Genomic DNA, 17,100 nt, shown 5'->3' on the forward strand with positions numbered 1-17,100 from the left:
AAGGACGGCTGGGTGCAGCCAGCCAGACAGGCTGGCGAGCGTTTGCGTATTTTCACAGGCGCCTTGGCAGACATCGATTCGACGTTTTGTAGTCCGCGCTGCGGCATACTACATGATGCGCTGCGGTTGTGAAAATCAGACTAAATACGTCGTTCTGCGACCATTGGGCCACAGAGGGTCACGCTGGGAGACAGTATGTTCTCAAAAAAGTGGCAGATTGTTCCAGATAAATCTTGAAACAGTACACGATTTGTCTTCAGGCGCTGCTGCGGCAGGTTGCCGCGCCTTGCCTATACTTTCTGCGCGCCCTTTGATTTCAGGGGCCGAACCTTAAAAGCAGAGGGTTAGCGTGTGGATCATCTCGTACTGACAGTAATCGCTCCCGACAAAGCCGGTCAGGTCGAACGTATTGCTGAATGCATTGCCGAGCACAACGGTAACTGGTTGGAGAGCCGGATGTCGCGTATGGCCGGGCAGTTTGCCGGGATCCTCAAGGTAGCGGTGCCGGCAGAGTCCTACGAAGAGTTGGTCGGGGCACTGAAAGCCCTGGAAAAACATGAGATTCGCGTGCTGATTGCGCAAAGCGGCATCGAGCCGTCCTGCACCTGGAAGCCGATTGCCATGGAGCTGGTGGGCAATGATCGTCCGGGTATCGTGCGTGATATCACGCGCTTGTTGGCGGATCAGGGCGTCAATGTCGAACGCCTGACCACCGAGGTACGCCCTGCGCCCATGAGCAGCGAGCCGCTGTTTCACGCCGATGCGTTACTGGCGATGCCTTTGACGCTGTCTCTCGATGTACTTCAGACCAAGCTTGAAGCCCTGGCCGATGACCTGATGGTGGATCTCAAGCTGCGCCCCGAGGATTGATTCAGTGCGCAGTGATCACGTGGGGTTATCCCGGTTTCACGGGGATGGCCCTGTGGATAACCTGGGGGGATCGTTCGCCAGCCCAGTCACGGCGGGCGTTTGCGTCATTTGAGCAAAAAACCACCAATAATCAGTGGCTTGTGCACAAAGCACGGGGATGAGGGTGTGGATAACCTTGGGAGATGTTGCTACAGGCCATGATTTACGTGGCCTGTAGCAGTTTGTGCGTTTTTTGATCAGCTGCGCCGGCGCAAGCTCAGCCAGGCATCGACGCTGTAAAGCGCCAGGCCCGCCCAGATAAACATGAACGCAACCAGTGTGCTGCTCGACAGGTGCTCGCCAAATAGCAGCACTGCCTGCAGCAGCACCAGGGTCGGCGCCAGGTACTGCAGAAAGCCCAAGGTGGTGTAGGGCAGGTGCCTTGCGGCAGCGTTGAAGCACACCAGCGGCACCAGCGTTACCGGTCCTGCGGCAATCAGCCAGAGTGCCTCGCTGCTGGTATAGAATCCCGGTTGGGCACTGGCCGCCAGCGGGTTGAGCAGCAGCCAGCCGATGGCCAACGGCACCAGCATCCAGGTTTCCACTACAAGCCCCGGCAAGGCGGCGACGGGCGCCTGTTTGCGGATCAGGCCGTAGAAGCCGAAGCTCAGCGCCAATACCAGTGACACCCAGGGCAGGGTCCCCACTTGCCAGACCTGTTGCAGTACGCCGACCGTGGCAAGGCCTACCGCCAGCCATTGCAGTCGCCGCAGGCGCTCGCCCAGCAACAGCATGCCGAGCAAAACGTTGATCAACGGGTTGATGTAGTAGCCGAGGCTAGCCTCGAGCATGCGGCCGTTGTTCACCGACCAGACGTAGGTCAGCCAGTTACCGGCGATCAGTGAGCCACTGAGCGCCAGCACCGCCAGTCGCTTCGGGTTCTCGCGCAACTCGCGCCACCAGCCGGGGTGTTTCCACACCAGCAGCAGAAACGAGCCGAACAAGGCCGACCACAACACCCGGTGGACGATGATTTCGACGGAAGGAACGCTTTGCAGCGCTTTGAAGTAGAGCGGGAATAAACCCCAGATGATGTAGGCGCTCAGGCCCAATATGTACCCGCGGCGCGGGTTGGCGGCGTGCATGCAGATTCCTTGCTTAGGCAGCTATCTAAAAGCACCGCTATTGTAGACAGACTCGCGCCCGCTTCAGAACAATTTCAGCGGTTCTTCATCCAGCGCTGCCATCTGTTCGCGCAAGGCGAGGATCTGGTCGCCCCAATAGCGCTCCTGGCCAAACCAGGGGAAGCTGCGTGGAAAGGCCGGATCGTCCCAGCGGCGTGCCAGCCAGGCGCTGTAGTGCAACAGGCGCAGGGCGCGTAGGGGCTCGATCAGGGCCAGTTCACGCGGATCGAAATCGTGGAACTCGTTGTAGCCGTCCATCAGTTCGGCCAGCTGGCCCAGGCGTTCATGACGGTCGCCGGCAAGCATCATCCACAGGTCCTGGACCGCCGGGCCCATGCGGCAGTCGTCGAGGTCGACGATGTGGAAGATTTCATCGCGGCACATCATGTTGCCGGGGTGGCAGTCGCCATGCAGGCGGATGGTTTTGTGCCGGGTGTCGGCGTAAATGGCTTCTACCCGCTTGAGCAGATCACGGGCCACTGATTCAAACGCCGGCAGCAGGCTTTTCGGTACGAAATTGCCTTCAAGCAGCGTGGCCAGCGAAGCATGGCCGAAGTTATCCACTGCCAAGGCTTCCCGGTGTTCGAAAGGGCGGGTAGCGCCGACCGCATGCAGGCGGCCGAGCAACTGGCCAAGGCGATAAAGCTGGTCCAGGTTGCCCGGCTCCGGAGCGCGACCACCGCGACGGGGGAACAGCGTGAAGCGAAAGCCGCTGTGTTCGAACAGGGTTTCGCCATTGTGGATAAGTGGCGCCACCACGGGCACTTCGCAGTCGGCCAGTTCGGCGGTGAAGCTGTGTTCTTCAAGAATTGCCGCATCAGTCCAGCGGTCGGGGCGATAGAACTTGGCAATCAGCGGTTCAGCCCCTTCGATGCCTACCTGATAGACACGGTTCTCGTAGCTGTTGAGTGCGAGCACGCGGGCATCGCTGAGAAAGCCGATGCTCTCCACAGCGTCGAGGACCAGGTCGGGGGTGAGGGTTTCGAAGGGGTGCGACATGTCAGCTCCAGCTGTGCGGTTCCCTGCATGGTACCGCACATCGTCACACACCTGTGGGCGCGAGCTCAGGTGCCAACGATCCCGCCATCTTCCCGACTGATCGCCATTACCGAAGAGCGTGGCTTGCCGTTGGGCAGGTGCTCCGGGAAGGTCGAGCCGCCGGTTTCCCCGGGGTGCTGGATTCCTACGAACAAGGTGCGGTGGTCCGGTGCGAAGGCAATGCCGGTCACTTCGCAGGCCACCGGCCCGACCATAAAGCGACGGATCTCGCCACTGGCCGGGTCGGCACAGAGCATCTGGTTGTTGCCCATACCGGCGAAATCGCCGGCATTGCTGTAGTCGCCGTCAGTGAGGATCCACAAGCGGCCGTCGGCATCGAAGCCCAATCCGTCCGGGCTGTTGAACATGTTCTGTGCGGTGACGTTGCTGGAGCCACCCTTGGCATCGCCCGGGTGCGCCGCCGGGTTGCCGGCAACCACGAACAAATCCCAGTCGAAGCTCATGGCGCCGTGGTCATCAGCGCTCTCGCGCCAGCGCAGAATCTGCCCGTAGAGGTTTTTCTCGCGCGGGTTCGGGCCGCCGGCGGGCTGGCCCGGTTCGCCGCGTTTGACGTTGTTGGTCAGGGTGCAATAGACCTGGCCATCTTTAGGGCTGACGACGATCCACTCCGGGCGGTCCATGCGTGTTGCCGCCACCTGGCTGGCCGCCAGGCGGGCATGGATCAGAACCTGGGCCTGGCTGGCAAAACCATTGGCGGCAATCAGGCCATTCTTGCCATGGGTCAGCTCCAGCCACTGACCTTTGCCGCGCGGGTGATCGGCGTGCTGATCGCCCTCGTCAAAGCGCGCTACATACAATGTGCCGTGGTCGAGCAGGCTGCGGTTGGCGCTGGGGTTCTTGTGGTCGATGGGATCGCGGCTGATGAACTTGTAGATGAACTCTCCGCGCTCATCGTCGCCCATGTACACCACGGCGCGGCCATCGCGGGTTTCGCCGAGGGCAGCGTTTTCGTGTTTGAAGCGGCCCAGGGCGGTCCGCTTGATCGGCGTCGAGTCCGGGTTGAACGGGTCGATTTCCACCACCCAGCCATGGCGGTTCAGCTCGTTGGGGTTCTTTGCCAGGTCGAAACGCGGGTCGTGCGGGTGCCAGCCGATTTCCTTGCTGCTGACCGAGGCCCCGTAGCGCTTCTGCCCGGCGTCAAATGCCTGTTCGGGGTTGGTGCTGCCAAAGCAGTCGGTAAAGTTTTCTTCGCAGGTCAGGTAGGTGCCCCAGGGCGTCTTGCCGTTGGCGCAGTTCTGGAAGGTTCCCAGCACCTTGCGTCCGCTGTTGTCGGCCGCCGTCCTCAGCAGGGCATCGCCAGCCGCCGGGCCACTGACGCGGATCGGCGTGTTGCCATGGATGCGGCGGTTGTAGGGGGAGCCCTGGACGAACTGCCACTGGCCGTTGCTGCGTTTGACCTCAATGACCGAAACACCTTCGGCGGCCTGGGCCTTGTGCACCTCTTCAGCCGATGTCGGCTGGCCACCGTGGGCATACAGGTAGCGGTAGTTGGTGTACTCGTTGTTAATGGCCATCAACGCCCGGTTGTCATCCTCCGGGAAGGGGAACAGGCTCATGCCATCGTTGTTGTCACCGAACTGCAGCTCCTGGGCCTGGGCGCTACCGTTGCCCGAGGCGTCGAATGCCGGCGCATTGTTATGCAGCGGTTGGCCCCAGCTGATCAGTACCGAGGCCTTGTAGCCCGGTGGCAGGCTGATGCTGTCGGTGGTTGCCGCAGGGATGCCGGTGAAGCCAAGCAGGTTGCTGTTGGCGGCGCTGAGGCTCGCAGCCATGACGCTGCGGCTGAGCAGGTTGCCCCCGAGAAACAGCGCGGCGCCGCACAGGGCACCCGCGCCGATAAAACGACGGCGACTCAGGCTGACGAGGTGTTCCAGGTCGGTTTGCTGGTGTTCTTCTAATAGGTGCATGACAGGCTTCCTGCGGTTTTGCCAGTCACCTTAGTCAGCGGTCATGACGGTTTTGTGTCCGTTTTATAAAGGCGTGCCGATAAGCACATAGGACGGCTGGAATTGAACGCGCAGGGCACTTCCCGCAACCACGCCATGGGCACTTAGCCAGGCAGGTTCGGCAAAGGTGCACAGGGTTTGCCCATTGCTCAGGGTCAGCCGTACTTCTGTGGGGCCGAGCGGTTCTTCCAGCAGTTCTTCGACGTTCGCCAGCAGGCAATTGAAGCCTTCATGTGGCAGCTCCTGCGGGCCCAGCAGGGTCACCCAACCGGCTTTGATCAGGGCCACCACCGTCGTGCCCGGGGTAAGCTCCAGGCGCTGGGTGCTGTCGCGGGTGATCAGGGCATCGATGCTGAGGTCGCCAGCCAGGGCCAGGCGAATGCGGTCGTAATGCCCTTCGGGCTCGATGGCGCTGACTTCACCGTGCAGCTGGTTGCGGGCACTGGTGCGCAGCATCAGGCGACCGAGCAGGTCGAGATCACTGGCGTCTTCGGCAGCTTCCAGAATCTGTGCCTGCAGAGCTTGCAGGCGCTGATACAGGCGCAGAACCCGCAGGCCTTCCGGCGACAGCTTCGCGCCGCCGCCACCCCGACCGCCGACACTGCGCTCCACCAGCGGGCTGGCCGCCAGGTTGTTGAGTTCGTCAATCGCATCCCAGGCGGCCTTGTAGCTCATGCCGGCGCTTTTCGCCGCACGGGTGATCGAGCCTTGTTCGGCAATGTGCTGCAGCAGGGCAATGCGCTGGGGGCGGCGGACAATGTGTTGGGTGAGCAGGGCTGGCAAGGACATGTGCGGGCACGGGCTTGAGAAAGTATCTGCGACGAAAGTGCCCGCACCCTGGCACCAAGTCAAGCGCTGCCGGGCTTGGCGGTACGCGCCAGGCAGTAGACATCAACACGCCGCGCTCCGGCTTTGAGCAGCAGGCTGGCCAGGGCCTGGGCGGTAGCGCCGGTAGTCAGCACGTCATCGACCAGCGCGACGTGGCGCCCCTGCAGTGGGGCGCTATCGGCCACGCAGAACGCTTGGCTCAGGTTGCGTTTGCGCGACTTGGCGCTGAGCCCCTGTTGTGCGGGCGTCTCGAGCACACGCTGGAGCACGTGATCGTTACAGGCGATGCCGATCTGCGCAGCCAGCCAATGGGCGAGCATGGCCGCCTGGTTATACCCGCGCTGACGCAAGCGTCGGCGGCTCAGGGGCACAGGCAGGAGCAGCGTCGGCCGAGGCAAGCCGTCGCCGTAGCGGTGGCTGAGCCAGCGCCCGAGCAAGGTTGCCAGCAAGCGCCCCAGCGGCCAGTGGCTGTTGTACTTGAACCGGCTGATCAGCGTGTCCAGCGGAAAGCCGTAGTGCCAGGGTGCTTCGACGCAGTAGAAGGCAGGAGGGCGGCGACGGCACGGCGCACAGGTCAGGCCCTGCATCGGCAACGGCAGGGCACAGACCTGACAGCCGTCCTGCAGCCAGGGCAGTTCGGTTTCGCAGGGTACGCACAGCGGATAAGGCTGTTCTGCTTTCTCATCACAGAGCAAACATGCGTGGCTATTATTTAGCCAGTTGTAAACCATGCTTTTGAGTGGTGGTTGACAGCGCATCGGGCTTCCTTAACTATGCGAGCTATCCGTGATGCGCTGGCGGGCATTCCTGTCCCGGCGCCAGACAAAGCCTAAAACAAGGAACCGCCGATGAGCGCCAGCACAACTGCAACAACACGTCACGACTGGACCCTGGCCGAGGTCAAGGCACTGTTCCAGCAACCGTTCAATGACTTGCTGTTCCAGGCGCAAACCGTGCACCGCGCGCATTTCGACGCCAACCGCGTTCAGGTCTCGACCCTGCTGTCGATCAAAACCGGCGCTTGCCCGGAAGATTGCAAATATTGTCCGCAGTCCGGTCACTACAACACCGGCCTGGAAAAACAGAAGCTGATGGAAGTACAGAAGGTCCTCGAAGAAGCGGCGCGGGCCAAGGCCATCGGTTCGACGCGTTTCTGTATGGGCGCCGCCTGGAAGCACCCGTCGGCCAAGGACATGCCGTACGTGCTGCAGATGGTCAAAGGGGTCAAGGCCATGGGCCTGGAAACCTGCATGACCTTGGGCAAGCTCGACCAGGAACAGACCATGGCACTGGCCGACGCCGGGCTGGATTACTACAACCACAACCTCGACACCTCGCCGGAGTTCTACGGCAGCATCATCACCACCCGCACTTACAGCGAGCGCCTGCAGACCCTGGCCTATGTCCGCGATGCCGGGATGAAGATCTGCTCGGGTGGCATCCTGGGCATGGGCGAGTCGCTGGACGACCGCGCCGGGTTGCTGATCCAGCTGGCTAACCTGCCGGAGCACCCGGAGTCGGTACCGATCAACATGCTGGTGAAAGTCGCCGGCACGCCGCTGGAAAACGCCGAGGAAGTCGACCCGTTCGATTTCATCCGCATGCTCGCGGTCGCCCGGATCCTCATGCCCAAATCCCACGTGCGGTTGTCCGCCGGTCGTGAGGCGATGAACGAACAGATGCAATCCCTGGCCTTCTTCGCCGGCGCCAACTCGATCTTCTACGGCGAGAAGTTGCTGACCACCGCCAACCCGCAGGCCGACAAAGACATGCAGTTGTTCGCCCGCCTCGGCATTCAGCCAGAAGCGCGCGAAGAGCACGCTGACGAGGTCCACCAGGCGGCGATCGAGCAGGCACTGGTGGAGCAGAAGAGCAGCGAGCTGTTCTACAACGCCGCCTCGGCCTGAGGCGGCCATGGCCTTTGATCTTCGTGCGCGGCTGGAACAACGCCGCGCCGCCGACCTGTACCGTCAGCGCCCGTTGCTGCAAAGCCCGCAGGGCCCGCAAGTGATGGTCGATGGCCAGCCGTTGCTGGCCTTCTGCAGCAACGATTACCTGGGCCTGGCCAATCACCCCGAAGTGATTGCCGCCTGGCGTGCCGGTGCCGAGCGCTGGGGTGTTGGCGGTGGCGCTTCGCATCTGGTGATTGGCCACAGCACGCCGCATCACCAGGTGGAAGAAGCCCTGGCCGAGCTGACCGGGCGGCCGCGTGCACTGCTGTTCACCACCGGCTACATGGCTAACCTGGGCGCCTTGACGGCGCTGGTCGGGCAGGGCGATACGGTGCTGCAGGACCGCCTCAACCACGCCTCGTTGCTCGACGCAGGGTTGCTCAGTGGCGCGCGCTTCAACCGCTATCTGCACAATGATGCGCACAGTCTCGCCAGTCGTCTGGAAAAGGCGGTGGGCAACACCTTGGTGGTCACCGACGGGGTGTTCAGCATGGATGGCGATATTGCCGAGCTGCCGGCCCTGGCCGCCACGGCCAAGTCTCGCGATGCCTGGCTGATGGTCGATGATGCGCATGGCTTTGGCACACTGGGGCGCAACGGTGGAGGGATTGTCGAGCATTTCGGCCTGAGCACCGAGCAGGTGCCGGTACTGATCGGCACGCTGGGTAAGGCGTGCGGCACCGCCGGGGCCTTTGTCGCCGGCAGCGAGGAATTGATCGAGTGCCTGATCCAGTTCGCCCGCCCCTACATCTATACCACCAGCCAGCCACCCGCCCTGGCCTGTGCCACCTTGCGCAGCCTTCAGCTGTTGCGCAACGAGCACTGGCGGCGCGAGCACCTGGCGGCGCTGATCCAGCAGTTTCGCACCGGTGCCGAGCAGATCGGTCTGCAGTTGATGGACAGCTTCACCGCGATCCAGCCGATCCTGATCGGCAACAGCGCGCGCGCCCTGCGCTTGTCGCAGATGCTGCGTGAGCGTGGCTTGCTGGTAACCGCGATCCGCCCACCGACGGTACCGGCAGGCAGTGCCCGTCTGCGCGTAACCCTGAGTGCGGCGCACAGTGCCGCGCAGGTGCAGCTATTGTTGGAAGCATTGGCCGATTGTTATCCGCTACTGGAGCCCGCTGATGCGTAACCGACTTGTACTGTTGCCGGGCTGGGGCCTGGGGCGTTCGGCGTTGCAGCCACTGGTGGCGGCGCTGCGCGCCATCGATCCCGGCTTGCAGGTCGAGATCCACGACCTGCCCGGATTGGCGTCGCATGACCCGCAAGACTGGCTGAGCACGCTCGACCGACAGTTGCCACGCAACGCCTGGCTTGGAGGCTGGTCGCTGGGCGGCATGCTCGCGGCCGAACTGGCTGCCCGTCGTGGCGACGACTGTTGTGGATTGATCACGCTGGGTAGCAATCTCAGTTTCGTCAGCCGCCCGGACTGGCCTCACGGTATGGCGGCGGACACTTTTCAAACCTTCCTTGAAGGCTGCCGCTATCACACCCAGGTCACCCTCAAGCGCTTCATTTCGCTGTGCAGCCAGGGTGCTGAAGAATCACGCAGCCTGGCCCGCCTGCTTGGTGCGGCGATGCCCGAGCCTGCCCCCGAGCAACTGGTGGCCGGGCTCGAAGTACTCGGTAAACTCGATACCCGGGCTGCCCTGCAGGCCTACGATGGCCCGCAACTGCACCTGTTTGCCGGCCGTGACGGGTTGGTACCGGCAGAAGTTGCCGGGGTGTTGCTGGAAGAATTGCCCGACGTGGAAGTCGGGCTGCTGGAAGACAGTGCTCATGGTTTTGTGATGGAGACACCGCATGAGCTGGCGGCTGCCATAAAGGCCTTTGTACATGAGAGTGGCGATGACTGATCTTTCTCAACCGGGCCTGCCCGGCGCCTTGCCCGACAAACGTCAGGTCGCTGCCTCGTTTTCGCGCGCTGCCGCCAGTTATGACAGCGTTGCCGAACTGCAGCGCGCGGTGGGCAATGCACTGCTCGAGCAACTTCCCGCCAGTGTCGCGCCGCAGCGCTGGGTGGACCTGGGCAGTGGCACCGGCCATTTCAGCCGTGCCTTGCGTCACCGCTTTGCGCAGGCTGATGGCGTTGCCGTGGACATTGCCGAAGGCATGCTCCAGCACGCACGCGAGCAAGGGGGCGCGCATTACCATGTGGCGGGTGATGCCGAACGTTTGCCGCTGCAGGACGCCAGCGTCGAGCTGATCTTTACCAGCCTGGCGGTGCAATGGTGTGGTGATTTTCGCGCGGTGCTCGATGAGGCGCAGCGCGTCCTGCAACCCGGCGGTGTACTGGCCTTTACCAGCTTGTGTGCCGGTACCTTGCACGAGTTGCGCGAGAGCTGGCAGGCGGTCGATGGCCTGGTCCACGTCAACCGCTTCCGTCGCCTTGAGGATTACCAGCGCCTGTGCGCTGAAAGTGGCTTGCAGGTGCTGAGCCTGGAGGCACGCCCGCACGTGCTGTACTACCCGGACGTGCGCAGCCTGACCCACGAACTCAAGGCCCTGGGGGCGCATAATCTTAACCCGGGTCGCCCGGCAGGGCTGACCGGTAGGGCGCGGATGCAGGGGCTGTTGCAGGCCTATGAGCAGTTTCGACAGGCGCAGGGGCTGCCGGCGACCTATCAAGTGGTCTACGGTGTACTGCACAAACCGTTGGTAGAAGGGGAGTGAGATGAGTCCGGCCTATTTCATCGCAGGTACCGACACGGATGTTGGCAAGACCACCGTGGCCGCGGGGCTGTTGCACGCGGCGCAGCTGGCGGGTTTGACCACGCTGGGGGCCAAGCCTGTGGCGTCCGGGTGTGTGGTGACGGCAAAAGGGTTGCGCAACGACGATGCCCTGGCACTGATGGCGCAAAGCACGCTCATCTTGCCTTACGAGCAGGTCAACCCGTTTGCCTTCGAGCCGGCCATTGCCCCGCATCTGGCTGCACGTGAGGCCGGTGTGGCCCTGAGTGTTCCGGGGTTGTTGGCGCCGATGCGCGATATCCTGGCCCAAGGTGCGGACTTCACCTTGATAGAAGGTGCCGGTGGCTGGCGGGTACCGTTGTCGGATCAGGCCAACCTTTCGGACCTGGCCATTGCCCTGAAGCTGCCGGTGATCCTGGTGGTGGGCGTGCGCCTGGGGTGCATCAGCCATGCGCTGCTCAGTGCCGAAGCGATTGCCCGTGATGGCCTGCAACTGGCAGGGTGGGTGGCCAACATCGTCGACCCGCGTACCTCGCGCCTGGAAGAGAACCTTGCCACGCTGGCCGAGCGTTTGCCGGCGCCGTGCCTCGGGCGTGTACCGAAACTCAAGCAAGCCTCGGCCGAGCGGGTCGCCGAATACCTGCAACTGGACCTGCTCGACTAAGCCGTCTCTATTGCATGGCAAGATGCCATCGGTGATTTCAACGGGCCTTTTCTCCGCAGGTCTGCTTCAATAGAGGCTGTTCGTCTTCAGCGACATGGAGTTCTGACATGGAAATCTCGGGCAACTCTGCCTACTACGCAGGGCTCGGTGCCATAACGGCCGGGCAGAACCGCGTCGATCAGGCCGCCAGCCAGATCGCCAACACCACTGTCGAGCGCGCGGCTACCAGCCAGTCCAGTGACTACCAGGCAGAGCGCTTGCGTTCGGTCGATCGCAGCCAGCAAATGGACCTGCCCACCAGTACGGTGGAAATAGCCCTCGGTAAGCATCAGGTCGAATTAGGCGTCAAAGTGGCCAAAGCATCGGATGAAATGCTTGGCACCCTGATCGACACCTACGCCTGACCCTTCCCCGCGTCTGCCGCACATCTTCAACTAATCTTTGAGTATCAGCGCCTTGGCCTTGCTGGCAGGCGCTTGCCTGCGCGTTCGTGCAGGTTTTTGCCCAAGTAACCGCGCAGTTTTGCATGACCGGCCAGTCCTCTGGTTGATGCTTGACAAGTTTTCGGCGTAAACGTATGTTTCAAACAAGTGTTTGATCGAACGCCTACAACAACCGGTCGTCGATCGTGGTTTCTCTCTCCAGGATTCATCAGCAGAGGTTCATCGCTATGCCTGAATACAAAGCCCCCTTGCGTGATATTCGCTTCGTTCGTGACGAGTTGCTGGGTTACGAAGCGCATTATCAGAGCCTGCCGGCTTGCCAGGACGCCACTCCAGACATGGTTAACGCCATCCTCGAGGAGGGCGCCAAGTTTTGTGAACAGGTACTGGCTCCGCTGAACCGTGTGGGCGACCTGGAAGGCTGCACCTGGAGCGAGTCGGGCGTAAAAACCCCAACGGGCTTCAAAGAAGCTTACAACCAGTTCGTCGAAGGCGGCTGGCCGAGCCTGGCCCATGACGTCGAGCATGGCGGTCAGGGTCTGCCGGAGTCGCTGGGCCTGGCGATCAGCGAAATGGTCGGCGAATCGAACTGGTCGTGGGGCATGTACCCTGGCCTGTCGCATGGCGCGATGAACACCATCTCCGAGCACGGCACCGCCGAGCAGCAAGAGACCTACCTGACCAAGCTGGTGTCCGGCGAGTGGACCGGCACCATGTGCCTGACCGAACCGCACTGCGGCACCGACCTGGGCATGCTGCGCACCAAGGCCGAACCTCAGGCCGATGGCTCCTACAAAGTGACCGGCACCAAGATCTTCATCTCGGCCGGTGAACACGACATGGCCGGCAACATCGTTCACATCGTGCTGGCTCGCCTGCCCGATGCCCCGGCAGGTACCAAGGGTATCTCGCTGTTCATCGTGCCGAAGTTCCTGCCGACTGCCGAAGGCACTGTCGGTGAGCGCAACGCCGTGTCCTGTGGCTCCATCGAACACAAGATGGGCATCCACGGCAACGCCACCTGCGTGATGAACTTCGACGCTGCAACCGGCTACCTGATCGGCCCGGCCAACAAAGGCCTGAACTGCATGTTCACCTTCATGAACACGGCTCGCCTGGGTACCGCGCTGCAAGGCCTCGCCCACGCCGAAGTGGCATTCCAGGGTGGCCTGAAATACGCTCGCGACCGTCTGCAAATGCGCTCGCTGACTGGCCCGAAAGCGCCGGACAAAGCCGCCGACCCGATCATCGTCCACCCGGACGTGCGTCGTATGCTGCTGACCATGAAAGCCTTCGCCGAAGGTAACCGTGCGATGGTGTACTTCACTGCCAAGCAGGTTGACATCGTCAAGTACAGCCAGGACGAAGAAGAGAAGAAGAAGGCCGACGCACTGCTGGCCTTCATGACCCCGATCGCCAAGGCGTTCATGACCGAAGTCGGCTTCGAAGCGGCCAACCACGGCGTACAGATCTATGGCGGCCACGGCTTCATCGCCGAGTGGGGCATGGAGCAGAACGTTCGCGACAGCCGTATCTCCATGCTGTACGAAGGCACCACCGGTATCCAGGCGCTGGACCTGCTCGGCCGTAAAGTGCTGATGACCCAGGGCGAAGCGCTCAAGGGCTTCACCAAGATCGTGCACAAGTTCTGCCAGGGCAACGAAGGCAATGAAGCGATCAGCGAGTTCGTCGCACCGCTGGCCCAGCTGAACAAAGAGTGGGGCGAGCTGACCATGAAGGTCGGTATGGCCGCGATGAAAGACCGCGAAGAAGTCGGTGCCGCTTCGGTGGACTACCTGATGTACTCCGGTTACGCCTGCCTGGCTTACTTCTGGGCCGACATGGCACGCCTGGCTGCCGAGAAACTGGCTGCCGGCACCAGCGACGAGGCGTTCTACACCGCCAAGCTGCAGACCGCGCGCTTCTACTTCCAGCGTATCCTGCCGCGTACCCGTACCCACGTTGCAACCATGCTGTCGGGTGCCAACAACCTGATGGACATGAACGAAGAGCACTTCGGTCTTTCCTACTGATTGATCGCAGTGACTGAAAAGCGCCCGCCCTAACCGGCGGGCGTTTTTTTTTGCATCCATTTCTACCGATCGCGCATTCATCTATTCATGTGCGTTGCCGATACATTATGGGCACAATGCCATTATTGATCTGCCGGGTCGGAGATTACCCTTGTTTCGTTTATCTGCTGTACGCCTGAGCCATTTTTTGCCATCAGCCTGTTTGCTGGTGTCAGGGCTTGCGGCTGCCTATGTAAGAGACCTCAGCGTCTTCTTCACGTCGCTGTTCAACGTCTTGCCTACCTTGGTGCTGTTGCTGGGCGGCGCCTACTGCGCCGTGTATCGCCGTCAGCGCGAACTGTTTCTGATGGTCACGGTGTACATCGCCTACTTTCTGCTCGACACCCAGACCGATTACTACCGTGACAATGGCCGGGTCCGTGAGGATGCGGCGGTGGTCTTCCATCTGGTCTGCCTGTTGTTACCGCTGATGTTCGCCCTGTACGGCGCCTGGCAGGAACGCACCCACCTGTTTCAGGACATGGTCGCGCGTTTTGCCGTGTTGCTGGCTGTCGGCAGTGTCGCCTTGGGCCTGGAGCAGAGTTTCCCGCAGGCGCTGCTGGCCTGGCTGGCGGAGATTCGCTGGCCTTCACTGCATGGCCAGTGGATGAGTCTGATCCAGCTGGCATACCCGGTCTTCATCGTGGCCTTCATCGTGCTCGTGGTGCAGTACCTGCGCGAACCGCGGCCGCTGCACGCCGCACAGGTCATTGGCCTGATCGGGATTTTCTGGATGCTGCCCAAGACCTTCATCCTGCCTTTCACCCTGAACATCATGTGCAGTCAGGTGATGCTGATGATTGCCGCCGCGGTTTCCCACGAGGCGTATCAGATGGCCTTCCGTGATGAGCTCACCGGCTTGCCGGGACGTCGTGCGCTCAACGAGCGCATGCAGCGCCTTGGGCGTAACTATGTGCTGGCGATGACCGACGTTGACCACTTCAAGAAATTCAACGACACCCATGGCCACGATGTTGGCGACCAGGTGTTGCGTCTGGTGGCCAGCAAACTGTCGAAGGTGACCGGTGGCGGTCGGGCTTATCGCTACGGCGGCGAAGAATTTGCCCTGGTGTTTGCCGGCAAAAGCATCGAGGAGTGCATGCCGCACCTGGAAGCGGTGCGCGAGGTGATTGCCAACTACAACATCCAGCTGCGCAACCAGGACAACCGCCCGCAAGACGATCAGCAAGGTCGCCAGCGGCGAGGCGCCTCGGCGGCTTCCAGTGTTTCGGTAACGATCAGTATCGGCGTCAGCGAGCGTCTGGTTGATCACCGTTCACCCGACGAAGTGCTCAAGTCTGCGGATCAGGCGCTCTATAGCGCCAAGGGCGCAGGGCGCAACTGTGTCATGGCTTATGGTGTTCAAGCCAAGCGCGGCGCTGTGCGCATGGCGTGACTGCAGCTGACTAACCGGTCACCAGATGACCCTATGTCTCGCAAAAGTTGTTCGGTTACACTGCCTGCATAACAGTGAAACGGCCCCGTGGGGCCGCCCCCGACTCAAGTGTGAGAGGTTGCCATGGCTGACTATAAAGCGCCCCTGCGCGATATGCGCTTCGTCCTCAATGAAGTCTTCGAAGTTGCCAAGCTCTGGGCGCAATTGCCTGGTCTTGCCGACGCTGTCGATGAAGAGACCGCCCTGGCGGTGCTGGAGGAGGCCGGTAAGGTCACTGGCAAAAGCATCGCCCCGCTAAGCCGCAGCGGCGATGAAGAAGGCTGCCACTGGGACAACGGCAACGTGCGCACCCCGGCCGGCTTTATCGACGCCTACAAGACCTACGCCGAAGGTGGCTGGGTGGGCGTGGGCGGCGACCCGGCCTACGGTGGCATGGGCATGCCCAAGGTGATCTCGGCCCAGGTCGAGGAAATGGTCAACTCTTCAAGTCTGGCGTTTGGCCTGTACCCGATGCTGACCGCCGGCGCGTGCCTGTCGATCAATGCGCACGCCAGTGAAGCGCTCAAGGAAAAGTACCTGCCGAACATGTATGCCGGTGTCTGGGCAGGCTCGATGTGCCTGACCGAGCCGCACGCAGGGACCGACCTTGGCATCATTCGCACCAAGGCCGAGCCGCAGGCCGACGGCAGCTACAAAGTCAGTGGCACGAAGATCTTCATCACCGGCGGTGAGCACGACCTGACTGAAAACATCATTCATCTGGTGCTGGCCAAGCTGCCGGACGCGCCAGCGGGGCCAAAGGGCATTTCCCTGTTCCTGGTACCCAAGTTCATGGTCAATGCCGATGGCAGCCTGGGTGCACGCAACCCGGTCAACTGCGGTTCGATCGAGCACAAAATGGGTATCCAGGCATCGGCCACCTGTGTGATGAACTTCGACGAAGCGGTCGGTTACATTGTCGGCGAGCCCAACAAAGGCCTGGCAGCGATGTTCACCATGATGAACTACGAACGTCTGGGCGTGGGTATCCAGGGCCTGGCGTCGGCAGAACGGTCTTACCAGAATGCCATCGAGTACGCCCGTGACCGTCTGCAGAGCCGCGCGCCAACCGGTCCGCAAGCCAAGGACAAAGTCGCCGACCCGATCATCGTTCATCCGGATGTGCGTCGCATGCTGCTGACCATGAAGGCGTTGAACGAAGGCGGTCGCGCGTTCTCCACCTATGTCGCCATGCAGCTGGACACTGCCAAGTACAGTGAAGATGCCACCACGCGCAAACGCGCCGAAGACCTGGTTGCCTTGCTGACCCCGGTGTCCAAGGCGTTCCTGACCGACCTCGGTCTGGAGTCGGCAGTACACGGCCAGCAGGTGTTTGGCGGCCATGGTTACATTCGTGAGTGGGGCCAGGAGCAGCTGGTGCGTGATGTACGCATCACGCAGATCTACGAAGGTACCAACGGCATCCAGGCCCTGGACCTGATGGGACGCAAGGTGGTGGGCAGCGGCGGCGCACTGTACAAGCTGTTCGCCGACGAAATTCGTCATTTCACCGCCACCGCCGGTGACGAGCTGGGTGAGTTCGTCAAACCGCTGAACGCGGCGCTGGACAACCTCGACGACCTGTCGGCCTGGGTCCTGGACCGGGCCAAGACCAACCCGAACGAAATCGGCGCGGCGTCGGTGGAGTACCTGCAGGTATTCGGTTACACCGCCTATGCTTACATGTGGGCACTGATGGCCCGGACCGCCCAGGCCAAGCAGGGAGAAGACGATTTCTACGCCAGCAAGCTGGGTACCGCACGCTTCTACTTCGCCCGCCTGCTGCCGCGAATTCACTCGCTCAGCGCGTCGGTAAAAGCGGGCAGCGAATCGCTTTACCTGCTGGATGCGGCTCAGTTCTGACAGAAAACCACGCTGTGTAAGCATTCTCTTACATGACGTGGTGACTTTTCGCCTCTATCGAAAGATTGGATCCACAGCTAATCTTCTCACATGGACGTAGCGCAGGAAGCG

General features: G+C 61.8%; 15 protein-coding genes. 10 read left to right on the plus strand and 5 right to left on the minus strand.

The genetic code is table 11. The features are described 5' to 3' along the window. The first annotated feature begins 351 nt into the window (after positions 1-351). Positions 352-870, plus strand: a complete 519-nt coding sequence (locus tag DM813_RS10745; protein ID WP_128323377.1) for a glycine cleavage system protein R — start codon at positions 352-354, stop codon at positions 868-870. 236 nt (positions 871-1,106) lie between these two features. On the opposite strand, the gene rarD is transcribed toward DM813_RS10745, so the two are convergent. From rarD to DM813_RS10770, 5 genes are all read right to left on the minus strand, one after another. Next, complete coding sequence (rarD, locus tag DM813_RS10750) at positions 1,107-1,994, minus strand: EamA family transporter RarD (protein ID WP_128323378.1); 888 nt, start codon at positions 1,992-1,994, stop codon at positions 1,107-1,109. Between the two features lie 63 nt (positions 1,995-2,057). Further along, the gene (locus DM813_RS10755; protein WP_128323379.1) at positions 2,058-3,032 is read right to left on the minus strand and encodes a serine/threonine protein kinase; all 975 of its coding nucleotides are present in this window, start codon (positions 3,030-3,032) and stop codon (positions 2,058-2,060) included. A gap of 65 nt (positions 3,033-3,097) precedes the next feature. After that, positions 3,098-4,999, minus strand: a complete 1,902-nt coding sequence (locus DM813_RS10760; RefSeq protein WP_128323380.1) for a PhoX family protein — start codon at positions 4,997-4,999, stop codon at positions 3,098-3,100. Positions 5,000-5,062: 63 nt separating this feature from the next. Beyond that, positions 5,063-5,827, minus strand: coding sequence for a TOBE domain-containing protein (locus DM813_RS10765; RefSeq protein ID WP_128323381.1), 765 nt, complete (start codon positions 5,825-5,827; stop codon positions 5,063-5,065). Positions 5,828-5,886: 59 nt separating this feature from the next. Next, complete coding sequence (locus DM813_RS10770; protein WP_128323382.1) at positions 5,887-6,624, minus strand: ComF family protein; 738 nt, start codon at positions 6,622-6,624, stop codon at positions 5,887-5,889. A gap of 90 nt (positions 6,625-6,714) precedes the next feature. On the opposite strand from DM813_RS10770, the gene bioB reads away from it, so the two are divergent. From bioB to DM813_RS10815, 9 genes are all read left to right on the plus strand, one after another. Then, a complete protein-coding gene (bioB, locus tag DM813_RS10775) occupies positions 6,715-7,773 on the plus strand; it encodes a biotin synthase BioB (RefSeq protein WP_128323383.1) in 1,059 nt (352 codons plus the stop codon). A 7-nt stretch (positions 7,774-7,780) separates the two neighbouring features. Beyond that, positions 7,781-8,953, plus strand: a complete 1,173-nt coding sequence (gene bioF / locus DM813_RS10780; RefSeq protein ID WP_128323384.1) for an 8-amino-7-oxononanoate synthase — start codon at positions 7,781-7,783, stop codon at positions 8,951-8,953. Further along, positions 8,946-9,677, plus strand: coding sequence for an alpha/beta fold hydrolase (locus DM813_RS10785; RefSeq protein ID WP_128323385.1), 732 nt, complete (start codon positions 8,946-8,948; stop codon positions 9,675-9,677). The genes bioF and DM813_RS10785 overlap by 8 nt, the downstream gene beginning before the upstream one ends. After that, a complete protein-coding gene (gene bioC, locus DM813_RS10790; protein WP_128323386.1) occupies positions 9,670-10,494 on the plus strand; it encodes a malonyl-ACP O-methyltransferase BioC in 825 nt (274 codons plus the stop codon). The genes DM813_RS10785 and bioC overlap by 8 nt, the downstream gene beginning before the upstream one ends. Position 10,495: 1 nt before the next feature. Next, entirely contained in the window at positions 10,496-11,176 is a 681-nt protein-coding gene (bioD, locus tag DM813_RS10795) for a dethiobiotin synthase (protein WP_128323387.1), read from the plus strand. 107 nt (positions 11,177-11,283) lie between these two features. After that, positions 11,284-11,580, plus strand: coding sequence for a pyrroloquinoline quinone biosynthesis protein PqqE (locus DM813_RS10800; protein WP_128323388.1), 297 nt, complete (start codon positions 11,284-11,286; stop codon positions 11,578-11,580). A 266-nt stretch (positions 11,581-11,846) separates the two neighbouring features. Continuing rightward, a complete protein-coding gene (locus DM813_RS10805; RefSeq protein ID WP_128323389.1) occupies positions 11,847-13,652 on the plus strand; it encodes a phenylacyl-CoA dehydrogenase in 1,806 nt (601 codons plus the stop codon). Positions 13,653-13,803: 151 nt separating this feature from the next. Next, entirely contained in the window at positions 13,804-15,087 is a 1,284-nt protein-coding gene (locus tag DM813_RS10810) for a GGDEF domain-containing protein (RefSeq protein ID WP_128323390.1), read from the plus strand. Positions 15,088-15,210: 123 nt separating this feature from the next. Beyond that, a complete protein-coding gene (locus DM813_RS10815; RefSeq protein WP_128323391.1) occupies positions 15,211-16,989 on the plus strand; it encodes an acyl-CoA dehydrogenase C-terminal domain-containing protein in 1,779 nt (592 codons plus the stop codon). Positions 16,990-17,100: the final 111 nt, after the last annotated feature.

It is taken from the genome of Pseudomonas alkylphenolica (genome assembly GCF_004025535.1).
GTDB lineage: Bacteria > Pseudomonadota > Gammaproteobacteria > Pseudomonadales > Pseudomonadaceae > Aquipseudomonas > Aquipseudomonas alkylphenolica_A.